The organism is Cupriavidus sp. GW822-FHT02D05 (assembly GCF_058802485.1).
Genome location: NZ_JBXAOE010000033.1, coordinates 18513 through 34510, shown reverse-complemented (window position 1 = coordinate 34510; position 15998 = coordinate 18513). Strand labels below are relative to the sequence as shown.

Annotated in this window: 16 protein-coding genes; 3 read left to right on the top strand and 13 right to left on the bottom strand. The window is 66.2% G+C overall.

Going from position 1 to position 15998, the window contains the following annotated elements; translation table 11 throughout:
* Positions 1 to 4: 4 nt before the first annotated feature.
* On the bottom strand, positions 5 to 595 hold the full coding sequence (locus AC1RQK_RS32755) for a TetR/AcrR family transcriptional regulator (RefSeq protein WP_043343612.1): 591 nt from the start codon (positions 593 to 595) through the stop codon (positions 5 to 7).
* Between the two features lie 370 nt (positions 596 to 965).
* The gene (gene clsB / locus AC1RQK_RS32750; protein WP_492387281.1) at positions 966 to 2282 is read right to left on the bottom strand and encodes a cardiolipin synthase ClsB; all 1317 of its coding nucleotides are present in this window, start codon (positions 2280 to 2282) and stop codon (positions 966 to 968) included.
* A 141-nt stretch (positions 2283 to 2423) separates the two neighbouring features.
* Between clsB and mobB the strand changes: the two genes are divergently transcribed.
* The gene (gene mobB / locus AC1RQK_RS32745) at positions 2424 to 2981 is read left to right on the top strand and encodes a molybdopterin-guanine dinucleotide biosynthesis protein B (RefSeq protein WP_416047582.1); all 558 of its coding nucleotides are present in this window, start codon (positions 2424 to 2426) and stop codon (positions 2979 to 2981) included.
* On the opposite strand, the gene AC1RQK_RS32740 is transcribed toward mobB, so the two are convergent.
* A complete protein-coding gene (locus AC1RQK_RS32740; RefSeq protein WP_492376557.1) occupies positions 2966 to 3565 on the bottom strand; it encodes a short chain dehydrogenase in 600 nt (199 codons plus the stop codon). The two genes, mobB and AC1RQK_RS32740, sit on opposite strands and share 16 nt — an antisense overlap.
* Before the next feature lie 135 nt (positions 3566 to 3700).
* Between AC1RQK_RS32740 and AC1RQK_RS32735 the strand changes: the two genes are divergently transcribed.
* Complete coding sequence (locus tag AC1RQK_RS32735; RefSeq protein WP_492813545.1) at positions 3701 to 4582, top strand: LysR family transcriptional regulator; 882 nt, start codon at positions 3701 to 3703, stop codon at positions 4580 to 4582.
* Positions 4583 to 4591: 9 nt separating this feature from the next.
* Here AC1RQK_RS32735 and AC1RQK_RS32730 read toward each other — a convergent pair whose 3' ends face one another.
* From AC1RQK_RS32730 to AC1RQK_RS32700, 7 genes are all read right to left on the bottom strand, one after another.
* A complete protein-coding gene (locus AC1RQK_RS32730) occupies positions 4592 to 5380 on the bottom strand; it encodes an endonuclease/exonuclease/phosphatase family protein (protein WP_492376555.1) in 789 nt (262 codons plus the stop codon).
* Positions 5377 to 5850 (bottom strand): dihydroneopterin triphosphate diphosphatase, encoded by a 474-nt coding sequence (nudB, locus tag AC1RQK_RS32725; protein WP_492376554.1) that lies wholly within the window; start codon positions 5848 to 5850, stop codon positions 5377 to 5379. Before nudB ends, AC1RQK_RS32730 begins: the two co-directional genes overlap by 4 nt.
* A gap of 105 nt (positions 5851 to 5955) precedes the next feature.
* On the bottom strand, positions 5956 to 6843 hold the full coding sequence (locus tag AC1RQK_RS32720; protein ID WP_492376553.1) for a hypothetical protein: 888 nt from the start codon (positions 6841 to 6843) through the stop codon (positions 5956 to 5958).
* A gap of 216 nt (positions 6844 to 7059) precedes the next feature.
* On the bottom strand, positions 7060 to 8865 hold the full coding sequence (gene aspS, locus AC1RQK_RS32715) for an aspartate--tRNA ligase (RefSeq protein WP_043343591.1): 1806 nt from the start codon (positions 8863 to 8865) through the stop codon (positions 7060 to 7062).
* Positions 8866 to 8908: 43 nt separating this feature from the next.
* A complete protein-coding gene (locus AC1RQK_RS32710; protein WP_492376558.1) occupies positions 8909 to 9607 on the bottom strand; it encodes a DUF502 domain-containing protein in 699 nt (232 codons plus the stop codon).
* A gap of 14 nt (positions 9608 to 9621) precedes the next feature.
* Positions 9622 to 9981, bottom strand: coding sequence for an FmdB family zinc ribbon protein (locus tag AC1RQK_RS32705; RefSeq protein WP_492376552.1), 360 nt, complete (start codon positions 9979 to 9981; stop codon positions 9622 to 9624).
* Between the two features lie 198 nt (positions 9982 to 10179).
* Complete coding sequence (locus AC1RQK_RS32700; protein WP_253933021.1) at positions 10180 to 11616, bottom strand: high affinity choline transporter 1; 1437 nt, start codon at positions 11614 to 11616, stop codon at positions 10180 to 10182.
* Between the two features lie 460 nt (positions 11617 to 12076).
* On the opposite strand from AC1RQK_RS32700, the gene AC1RQK_RS32695 reads away from it, so the two are divergent.
* Positions 12077 to 12685 (top strand): hypothetical protein, encoded by a 609-nt coding sequence (locus AC1RQK_RS32695; protein WP_492376551.1) that lies wholly within the window; start codon positions 12077 to 12079, stop codon positions 12683 to 12685.
* Between the two features lie 42 nt (positions 12686 to 12727).
* On the opposite strand, the gene AC1RQK_RS32690 is transcribed toward AC1RQK_RS32695, so the two are convergent.
* The 3 genes from AC1RQK_RS32690 to AC1RQK_RS32680 all read right to left on the bottom strand — a co-directional run bounded on the left by AC1RQK_RS32690 (position 12728) and on the right by AC1RQK_RS32680 (position 15795).
* The gene (locus AC1RQK_RS32690) at positions 12728 to 13390 is read right to left on the bottom strand and encodes a methyltransferase domain-containing protein (protein WP_492376550.1); all 663 of its coding nucleotides are present in this window, start codon (positions 13388 to 13390) and stop codon (positions 12728 to 12730) included.
* 47 nt (positions 13391 to 13437) lie between these two features.
* On the bottom strand, positions 13438 to 15015 hold the full coding sequence (ubiB, locus tag AC1RQK_RS32685; RefSeq protein ID WP_416047571.1) for a ubiquinone biosynthesis regulatory protein kinase UbiB: 1578 nt from the start codon (positions 15013 to 15015) through the stop codon (positions 13438 to 13440).
* 105 nt (positions 15016 to 15120) lie between these two features.
* Positions 15121 to 15795: a ubiquinone biosynthesis accessory factor UbiJ gene (locus tag AC1RQK_RS32680; protein WP_492387280.1), complete on the bottom strand. Its 675-nt coding sequence runs from the start codon at positions 15793 to 15795 to the stop codon at positions 15121 to 15123.
* Positions 15796 to 15998: the final 203 nt, after the last annotated feature.

Below are 15998 nucleotides of genomic sequence, written 5' to 3'. Positions count from 1 at the left end.
GGCGTCAGGTACGGTAGGACTGAATCAGTTTATTGAGCGCGACCATGGCAAGCTCGGCACTCGCGGGCAAGCGCAGGAAGCGGGCGTCATGATGCAAGCCTAGTTCAAGGCTGTACATTTCGAACAGCATCAGGCGCGGATCGCAATCCGCGCGCAGGTGCCCCTCTTCCCGTGCCTGGTCGATGGCGCGCGTCAGCGCGGCGCGCCAGATGGTGACGCTCTTGACGAGTTCGTCACGCACCGGGCTTTCCGCGCGGTCGTCGTACTCCACCGCCCCGCTGATGTAGATGCATCCCGTGGTCACTTCCTGGATGCGTTTTTCCATCCAGCGGCGCACCATGGACTGCAGGCGCGGCAGCCCACGCGGCTCGTGCAGCGAGGGATAGAAAACCTCCTGCTCGAACCGGCGGTGATACTCGCGCACCACCTCCACCTGCAAGTCCTCGCGCGAACCGAAATGCGCGAACACGCCGCTTTTGCTCATCTGCATGCGTTCCGCCAACAAGCCGATGGTCAAGCCTTCGAGCCCGTCGCGGGACGACAGCTCCAGCGCGGCATCCAGAATCGCCACGCGCGTCATTTCCCCCTTGCGCATGGGCGCGGGGGACGCGGAAGTGGCGGATTCGAGACGAGCTGACTGGTGTCGCATGATTTTTTCTCCGTTCTTCGCGGCGCGAAACGGATCGCGCCGCCTATGACCCTGACGTAATGCATATTTATTTCGCTGCCCGGCTGGCTGCTTCACCGCCTGGCAGACCCGAATGCACGCAGTCTAAGGCAAAAAAGAACGACCGTTCAGATTATTGTGATCGCGCCCGCTGGCAGCAAGCTTTTAATTAGATCGGGGTTTCTAAACGCGGCGGCCGCGCTCGTGCGCCGCAACATGCCGCGACGCGGCGAGATAACGATCATTGTTGCCGCGAGTGATGCACAGCAGCATCGCCCCACCGGGTATTGTCCCGCGATCAGTAGCGCCCTGTCACGCCAGCGATGATCACGCCGACACGCAGCACCATATAGGCGGCCCAGTTCGCCATCCGGCGCACCGCCGAACGGCGCGCATGCGTGGCGGCCTTGACCTCGATGCTGCGCGAGGCAATGGCGTGCTCCAGCTCCTGGCGCAGCTCGGCACAGAACGCGCCGTCATAGACCGCGACATTGGCCTCGCGGGCCAGCAGCAGGCTGAACGGGTCCATGTTGCTGGAGCCCACCGTGGCCCAGGCATCGTCGACCACAGCCACCTTGGCGTGCAGGAAACTATCGGCGTATTCGAAGATTTCCACGCCGGCGCCGAGCAAGGTCGCGTAAAGCGAATGGGTTGCATAGTGCTGCAAACGGTACTCCACCCTGCCCTGGAGCAACAGCCGCACGCGCACGCCGCGCTTGCGGCATGCCAGCAGGGCGCGGCGCATCTTGTGCCCAGGCAGGAAGTAGGCGTTGGCAATGATCACTTCCCGCCGCGCGCCGCCCAACGCCTGCAGGTACTGGCGTTCGATGGCGCGGCGGTTGCGCAGGTTGTCGCGCAGCAGCAGCACGGCGCGCATGCCGCCGGCCTGGTCCTGGCGCGGCAGCGGCAGGTCGGTGATCAGCGGAAAATCCGCCGCCACCCCCGCCAGGCCAACGCTGCGCATTTCGCCACGCAGCGATAGCTGCCACCACAGGCGTTCGGCGGTCAGCGCGATCTGGTTGACCAGCGGGCCCCGCACCTCCACCGCGAAGTCGTAGCGGGGGCCGAGCCCGGCGCTCTCGAAGGGCCCATGGTTGTAGTCGTCGATGATGTTGATGCCGCCAACAAAGCCGATCTGCTGGTCGATCACGGCCAGCTTGCGGTGCAGCCGGCGCAGGTTGCGCCGTGCCAGGCTGAAGCGGCGCAGCGGACGGAAGATCTTGAGGCAAGCCCCGCCCTCGCGCAGCCGCTCGGCAAGCCCGGCCGGCATGTCGCCAGCGCCGAAACCGTCCACCACCAGGTGCACGGCCACGCCCCGTGCGGCGGCACGGATCAGCGCATCGCTCACCGCTGCGCCGACCGCATCATCGGCGTAAATGTAGGTCTCGAGCGAAACCGAGAATACAGCCTGGTCGATCGCGGCAACCAAGGCCGGGAAGAACTCATTGCCGCCGCGCAGCAAACGGACCGCGTTGCCGCCCAGAGGCCTGCCGCGGCGCCATTCGGAGCGCAGTGGGCCGGCATGCCGCGGCGCGCGTGCGGGGGCATCGTCGCGGCTTGCGGTAAGCGCGGGAGGCGGCGCGCGGGGCGGGCGTGGGGGCGGAATCGATGACATGAGCCACATTATCAGGCACGCCGATGTCCTGTGCGTGCGCCAGGCGACGCGCGCGGCGCACACAGCGTGTGGGGCCATGCGCGCCGCGGCGGCCGTTCTCTGCTATCGTCGCCGCTTCATCCCCTCGCAACCCCCGACATCGTGAAGGTTTTCGGCATCTCCGGTGCGTCCGGCAGCGGCAAGACCACGTTGCTGGATCAAGTGATCCCGCGCTTCGCCGCCGCCGGCCTGCGCGTGGCCGGCGTCAAGCACACCCACCATGGCTTTGACCCGGATACCCCGGGCAAGGACTCCTGGCGTATGCGCCAGGCCGGCTGCGCCAACGTCGTGCTGGTGGGTGCGCGGCACCTCACGCTGATGCGCCACTATCCCGAAGCCGAGGCCTCGCCTGAGCTGGCCGATGCGCTGGCCGTGCTGCCCGCCGACACGGACCTGGTGCTGGTGGAAGGTTACAAGCGCAGCGATTTCCCCAAGCTGGAAGTGTTCCGCCCTGACCTGGGCAGGCCGCCGCTATGGCCGGAAGTGCCGAGCATCATGGCCGTCGCCAGCGACCAGCCGCAGGCTGTGGCCGCGCTCACCGCCTTGCCCGTGCTGGACCTGGCGGACCTTGACGCGATCTGCCAGATCATCCGCGACAGCGCGCTCGAACTCACGCCCGCGCTAGCCGCCGCCTTGGCGCAGCCTCACCAGACCCGATAGACATGCCCGCTGCGCGGCCCTTCCACGCTGCGCTGGAAGGCCAGCGCGACGCGCGCCGCCGGCACCGGCTCAAAGCCGGGGAAGTAATCGCCATACGCGGGCCATGACTCCTGCACTACCGTGGGGCTGACCACATTGATGCGCAGGCCGCGCTCCAGCTCGGGCGCCGCGCTACGCACGAACCCCTCCAGCGCCGCATTGACGCTGCCGGCATTGGCGCCCATGCGGATCGGCTCGCTGCCGACAATGCCGCTGGTGAGCGTGATCGAGCCGCCATCGTTCAGGAAATGCTGGCCAACCAGCGCCAGCCGCACCTGCCCGAGCAACTTGTCCTGCAGCCCGATTTCGAAGTCCTCGGCCCGCATCAGCGCGAGCGGCCCGAAAAACAGGCTTCCGGTCGTGGCGACGATGGCGTCCACCCGGCCGGTCGCATCGAACAAGGCCTGCACGGATTCCGGCCGGGTCAGGTCGACCCGATGTTCGCCGCGCGACTTGCCGACCCGCACCACGTCGTGGCGAGCCGACAGGTTCTCTACTACCGCCTGGCCGAGCGTTCCGCTGGCTCCGATCACAACAATCTTCATCGCATTCCCCATGGTTCTGGTTGTCTAGGAAGACGGCATTCCTTCCACCGCCATCAGGAATGCATTGTGAAAGTGGATTCGGGATGGATAAATGGGCTAGGATTTTGCATATCCCTAATTTTTAATTAGCAATCCATGGACAAGCTGCGCAGCATGGAAGTGTTTGCCGCCGCTGCCGAAGCCGGCAGCTTCAGCGCCTGCGCCGATGCACTGGGCCTGTCGGCGGTGATGGTAGGCAAGCATGTCGTCCAGCTGGAACGGCATCTGGGCGTGCGTCTGCTGCAACGCAGCACGCGCCGCCAAAGCCTGACCGAAGCCGGCCACCTGTTCCTGGAGGAATGCCGGCAGATCCTGGAGCGCGTGCGCAAAGCGGAGACCGTGGCAGAACGTCTGCACAGCCAGCCACGCGGCCGCCTGCGCGTGACCGCGCCGGTGACGTTGGGGGAGACGGCGGTCGCCGAAGCGGTATCGGCCTACCTGCTGCGCTACCCGGAAGTCACGGTGGAACTGGTGCTCGACGACGCTTTCACCGACCTGATTGCCGATGGTTTCGACGCCGCCGTGCGCATCGGCACGCTGGCCAGCTCCGACCATCTGGTGGCGCGGTCGTTGCGGCCGTATCGCATGGCGATCTGCGCGGCGCCGGCCTACCTCGCGCAAGCGGGCCATCCGCGCACGCTCGCGGAGCTGGCCGGGCACCGCTGCCTGAACCATCTGTTGTGGCCGCCAGGCATGGGGTGGCCGGCCCCCGAGGATGACGGGGCGCCCAAGGCATCGGCGCCGCTGGCGGCCAACAACGGCCAGGCGCTGCGGCGCGCGGCACTGGCTGGCTGTGGCGTGGTGATGCAGCCGGAAGTGCTGCTGGCGGCGGACATCGCCGCCGGGCTGCTGGTCCCGTTGCTGGAAGACGCCATGCCAGCGCCAAGGCCGGTCCACCTGCTCTATCCGCGCGACCCGCGGCCGCTGCCCAAGCAGGCCTGCTTTGTTGACGTCATGCTGGAGAAAATGGGGGCCTGAGGATGGGCCTCAGGAAGTCGTGCCTGCCTTGGCCTTGTGGACAACCGGCCGCTCCGGCACGGCAATGCGGGCAAGCTCCGCCATCAATGGCACATGGTCCGAGCGCTGGGCCCAGTCGCGGCCGGTCAGCGCGCTGGCGTGCTCGATCTCGAAGCCCCGCACATAGATGCGGTCGAGTTGCCACCAGGGCATGTGGCTGGGAAAGGTGTGCAGCCGCGCGCCACCGGCGGAGGACACCTCCGTCGCGCCAAGCGTGGTGCAGATCAGGTTGTCGAGCCGGTGGTTCCAGTCGTTGAAATCCCCCGCGATCAACAGCGGCGCCTCGGCTGGCACCACGTCCTGCACGCGCTTGACCAGCGCCTCCGCCTGGCGCGCGCGGCTGCGCGCGAACAAGCCGAAATGCACGCAGATCAGGTGGGCCTCGACCCCGTTCATATCCGCTACCGCGTGCAGCAGGCCGCGCTGCTCGAAGCGATGGTCAGAGATGTCGAGGTTTTCCGACATCAGGATCGGATGGCGCGACAGGATGGCATTGCCGTGGTGCCCATGGTCGTACACCGCATTGCGGCCGTAGACCGAATGCGGATACGCGTCGGTCGCCAAATAGTTGAGCTGGGTGTAATCCGGGTCGAACAAGGCCGCCGCCACCAGGCGGTCATTGCGATCCTGCACCTCCTGCAGGAAGACGATGTCGGCATTCACCACGTGCAGGCCATCGCGCACGTTATGGATACGCGACTTGCCCTTGATGCCGGTCACGCCCTTGTGAATGTTGTAGGTGACGACGCGCAGCCTCATAGGTCCGCTCCGCAAGCCGCACGCTGCCCCCGCACCCGCCAGCCCAACTGCAGCACCGCCTCGGCGTTGCTGGTCGAGAAGCAGAGCGCGGCGGCCTCCCGCCACGGCAGCCACTGATACTGCAAGTGCTCGCGCGGCGCCAGCGTCACCGGCAGCGGCTGCGCGACACGCAGGCCAAACCAGTGCTCGGTGTTGCGCGTCACGCCCGGCGCGTAGCGGTGGCGCCACTGCGGGTAGATTTCGTACTCGATAGTGTGGTTCCAGTCGTCCAGCCGGTGCTCGGCGGCGACCAGGCCGGTTTCCTCGGCCACCTCGCGCGCGGCTGTCAGCGCCAGCGGCTCGTCGGGCGTGTCCAGGCTGCCGGTGACCGACTGCCAGTAGCCCGGCCGGTCGGCGCGCTCGATCAACAGCACTTGCAGGTCTGGCGTGTGGATCACAACCAGGACGGATTCAGGGATTTTGTAGGGCATGGGGATAGGACAAACGGCGTCCCCAAGCTTACCGCAGATGCGCCCGGGCACCATGGGAAACATGGCGGAAATGACGGATGCGGCGGCCTTGCCGCCCAGGCCCCTTCATGCTGCGTGGACGCTGGACTGAGCCGGCGTTTCTCGCAACCAGGTCTCGAATACGCCAGGCGAGTCGCCGTGGCCCCACGCAGCGCGTAGTTGCTGCATCAACGGCGTCAGCGCGCGTGTGTACTCGCGCGAAGCCACCTGCGCATGGGCGGCCAGGCGGTCCGCGCATTGCTGGACCTGCGCCTGCAGCTGCGCGCGCTCGTGCGCGATCTCTTTTTCGCGCACGCCCAGCGTGTTGTACTTCTGGATCAGGAAGCGCTGGTAGTCACCGGCTTCGACACCTTGGGCGGCCTGTGCGTTGACCTGCTCGAAGCGCATCACGATGCTGCCAGTCTCCTGCTCGATATGCATGGCCTCCGCGGCCAGCGCCTGCAAGCCGTCCTGCAGCCGCAGCGCTTCGCGACGCTCGTCGCGCAGCTTCACGACGTACTCATCGAAGCTGCGCTGGGCCGTCAGGTAAGACTGCACCACCGGCTGCGGCGCCACCACCAGCAACGGATCCGCGCCGCCCGCGCGGCTGCCCTGCAGCAAAGCGTCATCGGGCAGCCTCAGGTTGCCAAGGTCCTCCAGCCAGCGCCCACGCGCCATGACGGTGCCCACCGTATCCAGCGCCACCCGGCGCAGGGCTTCGGCGCGCTGCATCTCCACCGGCTCCAGCATTGGCACGCCCCCACCGCCGGTCTTCGCAGCATGCGCGATATCCGGCACACAAGCCGCCACCGTGGTGGCCACGGACTCCGACATGGCCACCGCCGAGCGGCGCACCGCGCGCCGCAGCTCGAAACGCGCCAGCAGCATCATCACCAGCCCGGCCGCCAGCCAGGTGAGGATGGTCTCGGCATGGGCCAGTAAAAACTGGCGAATCAGTTCTACATCCAGGTGCACGGCAAATTCCTCCCGCGCGGCCGTCGTGCCTTCGAATTGGGCTTGCGGCTTGGCGCTATAAAGGGAGAAGACTGGACGGGAGGGGGCTTCGTTCCGCGATGTAACAATTGGAAACCAGGGATTGGGTGCCGGCTGTGGCACTTGGCATGCATCGCGGCCGCCAATGCAAAAAGGCCGCGCTGTCGCGCGGCCTTTTCAAGCAGTCCGAACCCCGGCTCAGGCCGTCTTCGGCTCCGCAGCACGCAGGCGGATATGCAGCTCGCGCAGTTGCTTCTCATCGACCGAGCTCGGCGCTTGCGTGAGCAAGTCTTGCGCGCGCTGGGTCTTGGGGAAGGCGATCACGTCGCGGATCGAATCGGCGCCGGCCATCATGGTGACGATGCGATCCAGGCCGAAGGCCAGGCCGCCGTGCGGGGGCGCGCCATATTGCAGCGCGTCCAGCAGGTAGCCGAACTTGGCACGGGCTTCTTCCTCGCCGATCTTCAGGGCGCGGAACACCTTGCTTTGCACGTCCTCGCGGAAGATCCGCACCGAGCCACCGCCCATTTCCCAGCCGTTCAGGACCATGTCGTAGGCCTTGGCGATGCACTTGCCCGGATCGGTTTCCAGGTATTGCAGGTGCTCGTCCTTGGGGCTGGTGAACGGGTGGTGCATGGCGACCCAGCGGGCATCTTCCTCGTCGTACTCGAACATCGGGAAGTCGATCACCCACAGCGGCTTCCACACGTCCTCGAACAGGCCGTGGGTCTTGCCGAACTCGGAGTGGCCAATCTTCAGGCGCAGGCCGCCGATGGCGTCGTTGACGACCTTGGCCTTGTCCGCGCCGAAGAAGATGATGTCGCCGTCCTTGGCGCCGGTGCGCTTCAGGATCTCGGCGATGGCTGCGTCGTGCAGGTTCTTGACGATCGGCGATTGCAGGCCGTCGCGGCCCTTGGCCACTTCGTTGACCTTGATCCAGGCCAGGCCCTTGGCGCCATAGATGGCGACGAACTGGGTGTAGGCATCGATCTCGCTGCGCGAGATGGCGGCGCCGCCCGGCACGCACAGGCCGACCACGCGGCCGTTCTCGCTGTTGGCGGGGCCGGAGAACACCTTGAAGTCGACGTCCTTCATGGCGTCGGTCAGTTCGGTGAACTCGAGCTTGACGCGCAGGTCAGGCTTGTCCGAACCGAAGCGGGCCATGGCCTCGCGGAATTCCATCACGGGGAAGCTGGCGTCCAGGTCGACGTCGATGGCGTTCTTGAACACCGTGCGCATCATGTCCTCGAACAGGTCGCGGATTTCCTGCTCGTTCAGGAACGAGGTCTCGCAGTCGATCTGCGTGAACTCGGGCTGGCGGTCGGCACGCAGGTCCTCGTCGCGGAAGCACTTGGTGATCTGGTAGTAGCGGTCGAAGCCCGACACCATCAGCATCTGCTTGAAGATCTGCGGCGATTGCGGCAGCGCGAAGAAGTGGCCCGGGTTGGTCCGCGACGGCACCAGGTAGTCCCGCGCGCCTTCGGGCGTGCTCTTGCCCAGCATCGGGGTCTCGATGTCGATGAAGCCTTGCGCGTCCAGGTACTTGCGCACTTCCATGGCCACCTTGTAGCGCAGGCGCAGGTTGTACTGCATCTGCGGGCGGCGCAGGTCCAGCACGCGGTGCGTCAGGCGGGTGGTCTCGGACAGGTTGTCGTCATCGAGCTGGAACGGGGGTGTGACCGACGGGTTGAGCACGGTCAGCTCATGGCACAGCACCTCGATCTTGCCGGAGGTCAGGTTGGCGTTCTCGGTGCCCGCCGGACGCGGGCGCACCTTGCCGGTGATGCGCACGCAGAACTCGTTGCGGATCTCTTCGGCAGCCTTGAACATCTCGGGACGATCGGGGTCGCACACCACCTGCACCAGGCCTTCGCGGTCGCGCAGGTCGATGAAGATCACGCCACCGTGATCGCGGCGACGCTGCACCCAGCCGGTGAGAGCCACTTCTTGGCCCGACAGTTGTTCGGTCACGAGACCGCAATAGTGAGTACGCATGGAGGACATAAGGGAATTCCCGGAATAACGCGGCCGCCGATGCGGCCGGCGATCAATTTGAATGCGATGAGCCGGTGGACTCGGCGAGGGCTTCTGCCTCCGCCTCGCCGGCGCGCACGGAGCCGCTCTTGCGCGGCAGCTCGGTCGGCGCCACCACGCCCATCGAGACGATGTACTTCAGCGCGGCGTCGACGGTCATGTCGAGTTCGATGGTATCGGCCTTGGGCATCATCAGGAAGAAGCCCGAGGTCGGATTCGGCGTGGTCGGCACGTAGACGCTGACATACTCGCCCTGCAGATGATTCTGCACATCGCCGCCGGGACGGCCGGTGAGGAATGCGATGGTCCACGAACCCTCACGCGGGTACTGCACCAGCAGCGCCTTGCGAAAGGCATTGCCGGACGAGGAGAGCAGCGTATCCGAGACCTGCTTGACGCTGGTGTAGATCGGCCCGACCACCGGGATATGGCGCAGCAGCGCTTCCCACCAGCGCACCAGGCGCTGGCCGATGAAGTTGTGGGTCAGCAGGCCGACCAGCAGGATGAACACCACCGTCAGGATGGCGCCCAGGCCCGGGATGCGCACCTTGAACAGCTGGACCGGCTGCCAGGCTTCAGGCAGCAGCGCCAGGCTCTGGTCCATGGTGCTGATGACCAGGTTCAACACCCACAGCGTGATGCCCAGCGGCACCAGCACCAATAGCCCGGTGAGGAACCAGGTCTTGAGGGCGGAAGTCTTCTTCGCCGGCACGATGCGTTCTGCCTTCAATGGCTGGCGACGGCACTGCCGGAACCGCCGGCAGTACTGGTCGGCGCCGTGCTGACGGTGCTGGAGGATTCCGTGGCTGCGCCGGACGAGGCCGGTGCCGCTGCTTCGCTCTTGCCCTCGGTGGCGCTGCCGGCGGCCGCCGTGGCGGGCGCAGCGGACGTGGCACTGTTGCCACCGCGGAAATCGGTGACGTACCAGCCCGACCCCTTGAGCTGGAAGCCCGCGGCGGTCAGTTGTTTCTTGAACGTGCCCTTCGCGCCGCAGGATGTGCAGTCGGTGAGCGGGGCATCGCTCATTTTCTGCAGCACATCGCGCCCGTGGCCGCAGGCGTCGCAACGATAGGCATAGATCGGCATAGTGGATCTCCGCAAGGAGTCTGGAACGGAAATTGGTGGAACCGCGAGGCCGCGCTGAGCGGGAAGTTGCCACTCCCGTGCGCGCACCTTGCGGTGCAAAGCCTTGAATTATAAACCGTTCTGAGAACGCCGGGCCGGCGGAAAAAGAGGCCGGGGTGCCTTCGAAGCCACGCGTGACCCGCCGGATGCCCGCAACGCTCAGGCCAGATGGACTTCCTTGACACGCGGATGGTCGTTGATCCACTGCGGCAGCAGCGAGCCGAACACCATGCCGCCGATGGAGACCAGCAGGCCGACCATCTGCGGCGGCACCGCCGCGTCGGCGAAGGCGATTTCGCAGCACAGCCAGGAAACCAACCCGAGGATGATCGCGGCAAGGCCGCCCTGGCGCGTGGCCGGCTTCCAGAACATGCCAAAGGCCAGCGGGACGAATGACGAGACCAAAGTGACCTTATATGCATTTTCCACCATATGGAAAATGGACAGATGCGAGTTCAGCGCGAACAGCGTCACCAGCACGGCGAACACCAGCACCACAGCCTGCATCACGCGCAGGAAGCGGCGGTCGTCGAGATGGCGGAAATAGGGCCGCAGGATATTCTCGGCAAAGGTGACCGACGGTGCCAGCAGCGTCGCCGAGGCACAGCTCTTGATGGCGGACAGCAGCGCGCCGAAGAACATCACCTGGGCGAACATGGGCGCGTGCGTCAGGATCAGCTTGGGCAGGATCAGCTGCGAATCGGTGTTGATGTACTTCTGCACCATCTCCGGGTCGATCATGGTGGCCGAATAGGCCAGGAACATCGGGATGAAGGCAAAGCAGAAGTAAAGCACGCCGCCCAGCACCGAAGCGCGCCCGGCAATCTTCTCGGTGCGCGACGAGGTCACGCGCTGGAACACATCCTGCTGCGGGATCGATCCCAGCATCATGGTGAACAGCGCGGCCGCGAAGCCGATGATCTGGATCAGGTCCAGCGAGGGCAGGAATTCGAACTTGCCGGCCGCCGCCGCATGCGACACCACCGCGGCCACGCCGCCGGCCTGGCCGCTGACTTCATAGCCGATATACAGCATCCCGATCACGATGATGATCATCTGGATGAAGTCGGTCACCGCCACGGCCCACATGCCGCCGAACAGGGTGTACACCAGCACGCTGGCGGCTCCGATCATCATGCCGGTTTCCTGCGACAGCGCGCCGTCCGAGACGGTGAAGAACACCAGCCCGAGCGCCTTGATCTGCGCGGCAACCCAGCCCAGGTAGGACATCACGATACACAGCGTGGTCAGCACCTCGGCCAGCCGCCCGTAGCGATTGTGATAGTAATCGCCGATGGTGAGCAGGTTCATCCGGTACAGCGGGCGCGCGAAGAACAGGCCGACCAGGATCAGGCAAAGCGAGGAACCGAAAGGATCGGACACCACCCCGGACAAGCCTTCCTTGAGGAAAACCGCGGGGATGCCCAGCACCGTCTCCGAGCCGAACCATGTCGCGAACACGGTGGCGGTGACGATGTAGAACGGCAGGCTGCGGCCGGCGACCGCGAAGTCGGTGGCGTTGCGCACGCGCAGCGCGGCCCACAGGCCAATGCCGACGGAGATTACCCAATAGATGATGACGAACCAGATCAGCATGCTGCTGCCCTATCCCAAAGTGCCCTTGCGGCGAGAAACCGGTTGCCGGTGAGGCGGGATTTGCGGCCAGCCTTGCCCGGAGTCCAATTCATCGGTCGGGGCCGCATGGGTGGCTGAGCTAGCCTGCGGTCGTAGCCGAATCAAAACGCGGATTATAGCGACGCCTGCCGCGCGGCGAGAAAAAAACCCGCCACCACGCGGAAATTGCCCGGGACGGTGCAGCCCCGGCGCCACAGGTGACGTGGACTGCGCCGTGGATGCCCGCCACGGCCGCGGCGCCCCGCCGTGGTGCGCAAGGCTTGCGGCTTACGCGTGGGCTTACGCGCGGTTACACAGCTTACAAACCCTGCGTCAGCGCGCCGTGCCCGGCGCGCATTAAGGAAGCCAAGGCAGCAACATCGGGCGCCGCGCCCACGAGCCACGCTGCCGCACACGGCCCAATGAGGAAAAGGAGAACACCATGTCGAACCGCCAAACCAAGATGCTCAAGACCCTGATGATTGCCGCAGGCCTGCTCGGCGCCGGCCTGGCTAGCGCCCAGACTGCGGCGGTCTCGCAGGATGTGCAGCGCAACGTCAACCAGGAACAGCGCATCGAGAACGGCCTGAAATCCGGCAGCCTGAGCACGCGCGAAGCGGCCAGCCTGGAAAAGCAGACCGCCCGCGTGGACCACATGGAAGCGCACGCCCTGGCCAACGGCTCGGTCTCGCCGCGCGAGCAGGCGTCCATCCAGCGTGCCGAGAACAACGTGAGCCGCGACATCGCGCATGACACGCACAACGGCATCACCGGCAACCCCGCCAGCGCCTCATCGCAGCGCATGCAGGCCGACGTGCAGCGCAATATCAACCAAGAGCAGCGCATCAAGAACGGCGTGGCCAATGGCTCGCTCACCAACCGCGAGGCCGGCAGCCTCGAACGCGGCCAGGCTCACGTGGATCGGCGCGAAGCGCGCGCCGGCGCCAACGGCCATGTTGGTGCGGGCGCGCAGCGTGGAATCCAGCGTGCCGAAAACCGCGACAGCCGGGCGATCTACCACGACAAGCACAACGCCCGCGTGCGCGGCTGACGCAAAGGCTGGCGCCTGCGGCTGAACGCTGAATCCTGAAACCTAAGCCCTGCGGCGCCAGACCTGCCACTGCTCGCGGCCGGCAAATATCGGCAGCGAGCCAGTGGCGGCCCGCGCCTCCACCAGCTCGAAGGCCGGCTCAAGCAGCGCGCGCAGTTCTGCCTCGGGGATGGCAAAAGGCGGCCCGCCGCGCGTCTCGTCCAGGAAGAAGTAGCCGGCCAGCAGCCCGCCCGGCGGCAGCAGTTGCGCCACACGAGCGGCGTAGCCGGCCCGCATGGCTGGCGGCAAGGCGCACAGGAAAGCCCGCTCGTAGATCCACTGGCAGGCAGGCTCGGGCGCGAAGGCAAAGAAATCCGCTTCGTGCACGACAGCCCCGGCCGGCCCCAGCGCGCGGCGCGCGCTGGCTACGGCCTCGGGTGAGAAATCGATGGCGGTCACCGGCCAGCCGCGCGCATGGAGCCACCCCGCTTCCCAGCCGTTGCCACAGCCAGGGATTAGCGTTGGGCACGGTGCCATCGCGCTGGCGAAGGCCTCGAAATCGGCCGGCACGCCGCCCAGGTCCCAGGGCATGAAGCCCTTCTCGAAGCGCTCATCCCAGAAAGCCGGGTCCCCCGCGTTGCGCGTGGCAAAGACTGGCGGGGCTGCGGCCTTGATCGGCGCGTTATCGGATTTGGTCAAGCTGGCCTCCACTGCATTGCATTTCATCAACTTTGCACTCGCCACCCAGGCGATTCGGGGCACGATCCCGTGCGCTACCAGTAGCCAACCCAGGCCAGCAGCTCGGTCAGCACCACCCCGGCGATGAATCCGCCAACCAGCAACAAGGCCGTGCCGACCAGGCGGTTGGTGCGGCGCTGCTCGGCGACCAGGGCGGCCAGCAGCTTCTCCTGCTGGCCATTGTCGACCAGGGCGCGGCGCTCGAGGAACTGGTGCGCCAGGCGCGGGAAGTCGGGCAGCATCTTGGCCCATTGCGGGGCCTCCACCTGGATGCGCTCCCAGGCACCCTTCCAGCCGACCTGCTCGTGCATCCATTTCTCGAGGAAGGGCTTGGCGGTCTTCCACAGGTCCAGGTCCGGATCGAGCTGGCGCCCCAGCCCTTCGATATTGAGCAAGGTCTTCTGCAACAGGACCAGTTGCGGCTGGATCTCGACATTGAAGCGGCGCGAGGTCTGGAACAGGCGCATCAGCACCATGCCCAGCGAGATCTCCTTGAGCGGCTTGTCGAAATAGGGCTCGCAGCACGCCCGTACCGCGCTCTCCAGTTCCTCCACCCGCGTATGGGCCGGCACCCAGCCCGACTCCACGTGCAGCAGCGCCACGCGATGGTAGTCGCGGCGGAAGAAGGCGATGAAGTTCTGCGCCAGGTAGTTCTTGTCGAACTCGGACAGCGCGCCGACGATGCCGAAGTCCAACGCGATGTAGCGCCCAAAACTCTGCGGCGCCACCGACACCAGGATGTTGCCCGGGTGCATGTCGGCATGGAAGAACCCGTCGCGGAACACCTGCGTGAAGAAGATCTCCACGCCCTCCTCCGCCAGCAGGTGCATGTCGACGCCAGCCGCCCTGAGCGACTCGGTGCGCGAGATGGGGATCCCATGCATGCGCTCCATCACGAAGACCTCGCTGCTGCACCAGTCCCAGAACACCTCTGGCACCAGCAGCAGCTTGGTGTCGGCAAAGTTGCGGCGCAGCTGGCTGGCGTTGGCGGCCTCGATCATCAGGTCGAGTTCGTCGTGCAGGTATTTGTCGAACTCGGCGACGACCTCGCGCGGCTTCAGGCGCTTGCCGTCAGCCCAGAAACGCTCAAGCCAGGCGGCGAGGTCCCGCATCAGCGCCAGGTCGCTGTCGATGACCGGCAGCATGCCCGGGCGCAGGACCTTCACGGCGACTTCGCGGCCGTGGTTGGGACCGCCCTTCAGGATGGCGAAGTGAACCTGGGCGATGGACGCGCTGGCCACCGGCTTGTGGTCGAAGCTCTCGAACAGCGTCGCCAGCTTCCGGCCCAGCGAGCGCTCGATGATCTTGACCGCCACGACTGAATCGAACGGCGGCACCTGGTCCTGCAGCTTGGCGAGCTCGTCGGCGATGTCCTCGGGCATCAGGTCGCGCCGGGTGGAGAGCACCTGGCCAAACTTGACGAAGATCGGCCCCAGGCGCGTCAGCGCCAGGCGCAGGCGTTCGCCCCGGGGCATGTCGAGCTTGCGGCCAATGGTAATGACACGCACCAGGAATCGGATGCGGCGGCTCTTGAAACCAGACAGCACGAGCTCGTCGAGGCCGTAGTAGAGGATGACGAAAACGATCTTGCAAAGGCGCAGGAAGCGGGTCATGCAGGTTCTTCAGTGTTGGGGCCGTGCTGCTTGGCCGGTCTGGCAATGGATAAAGCCGTGGATGCGCAATTGAGCAGGGGTCTGGCGGCGGCAGGCCGCGGGCGATCAGCGATGGGCGGACGGCAGCGTGCCGGCGCCACGCTCGGAGCGGGTGCGCTGCTCCAGCTTTTCCAGCCGCTTTTCCAGCCGGGCGAGGTCGTCGCGCAGCGCGCTCACACCGGCGCCGAACTCGTCGAGCGCCGCGTGGCGCACCAGGGTCGGCTGCTCGTCGAGCAGGTATTCGGTCACGTTATCGACCAGCGCGCGGCCCACCCGCGTGGCCTGGGCATGCACCTGCTGCACGCCGTCCACCACCCGTTGCGCCACGCTGTCGCTCACCGGGCCGCCCAGGATGCCGCGCAATGCGCGCGACAGGTCCTCGGCCGCATCCCAGCGCAGGTTGCGGGCCAGCGTGGAGACCGTGTTGGCCAGCTCGGCATCTCCCTCGATGCGCACATGCCTCATCGCCGCCGCCTGGCCGCCGCCCGCCACATCCGAAGCCACCAGCGGCCACAGCTGCAGCGGCACGGTCAGCGTGACCGCCGGGGTTTCATCCACCGCGGCCAGCTCCGTCAGGCCCTGTCCCGTCACCTTCAAGGCGAGCGTGAACGCGGCCGCGTCAAAGCGGATGATGCGCCCGGCGAAGGGCTGGAGCATGGTGGTTGCCCAGGGCTCCTGTTCCAGCAGGTGGTTCAGGGCGGTGATCGGGGGGGTGGCCAGGGGGGTGGGGAGGGTGGTCATGATTGGGTGGGGCTGGGGGCGGGCCTTTCAGGGGAGTGGGTTGGTCGGTTCTAAAGTCAAAATCAACTTCAACGGCTTAACATCAAAAGCAACTGCAGTTTCACCACCCCTGCGGGGCGGCGACCTACTTTCTTGGCGAGACAAGAAAGTAGGTCGCCCCCCGCAGGGGGGTGAAACCGCCTTTGACTTTGACTTTAACTTCC

Bases quoted from the DNA above. Each gene is read 5' to 3' on its own strand.
- AC1RQK_RS32755 (WP_043343612.1), bottom strand. From the start codon at position 595: ATGCGCAAGGGGGAAATGACGCGCGTGGCGATTCTGGATGCCGCGCTG.
- clsB (WP_492387281.1), bottom strand. From the start codon at position 2,282: ATGTCATCGATTCCGCCCCCACGCCCGCCCCGCGCGCCGCCTCCCGCG.
- AC1RQK_RS32740 (WP_492376557.1), bottom strand. From the start codon at position 3,565: ATGAAGATTGTTGTGATCGGAGCCAGCGGAACGCTCGGCCAGGCGGTA.
- AC1RQK_RS32735 (WP_492813545.1), top strand. From the start codon at position 3,701: ATGGACAAGCTGCGCAGCATGGAAGTGTTTGCCGCCGCTGCCGAAGCC.
- AC1RQK_RS32730 (WP_492376555.1), bottom strand. From the start codon at position 5,380: ATGAGGCTGCGCGTCGTCACCTACAACATTCACAAGGGCGTGACCGGC.
- nudB (WP_492376554.1), bottom strand. From the start codon at position 5,850: ATGCCCTACAAAATCCCTGAATCCGTCCTGGTTGTGATCCACACGCCA.
- aspS (WP_043343591.1), bottom strand. From the start codon at position 8,865: ATGTCCTCCATGCGTACTCACTATTGCGGTCTCGTGACCGAACAACTG.
- AC1RQK_RS32705 (WP_492376552.1), bottom strand. From the start codon at position 9,981: ATGCCGATCTATGCCTATCGTTGCGACGCCTGCGGCCACGGGCGCGAT.
- AC1RQK_RS32700 (WP_253933021.1), bottom strand. From the start codon at position 11,616: ATGCTGATCTGGTTCGTCATCATCTATTGGGTAATCTCCGTCGGCATT.
- AC1RQK_RS32695 (WP_492376551.1), top strand. From the start codon at position 12,077: ATGTCGAACCGCCAAACCAAGATGCTCAAGACCCTGATGATTGCCGCA.
- AC1RQK_RS32690 (WP_492376550.1), bottom strand. From the start codon at position 13,390: ATGAAATGCAATGCAGTGGAGGCCAGCTTGACCAAATCCGATAACGCG.
- ubiB (WP_416047571.1), bottom strand. From the start codon at position 15,015: ATGACCCGCTTCCTGCGCCTTTGCAAGATCGTTTTCGTCATCCTCTAC.
- AC1RQK_RS32680 (WP_492387280.1), bottom strand. From the start codon at position 15,795: ATGACCACCCTCCCCACCCCCCTGGCCACCCCCCCGATCACCGCCCTG.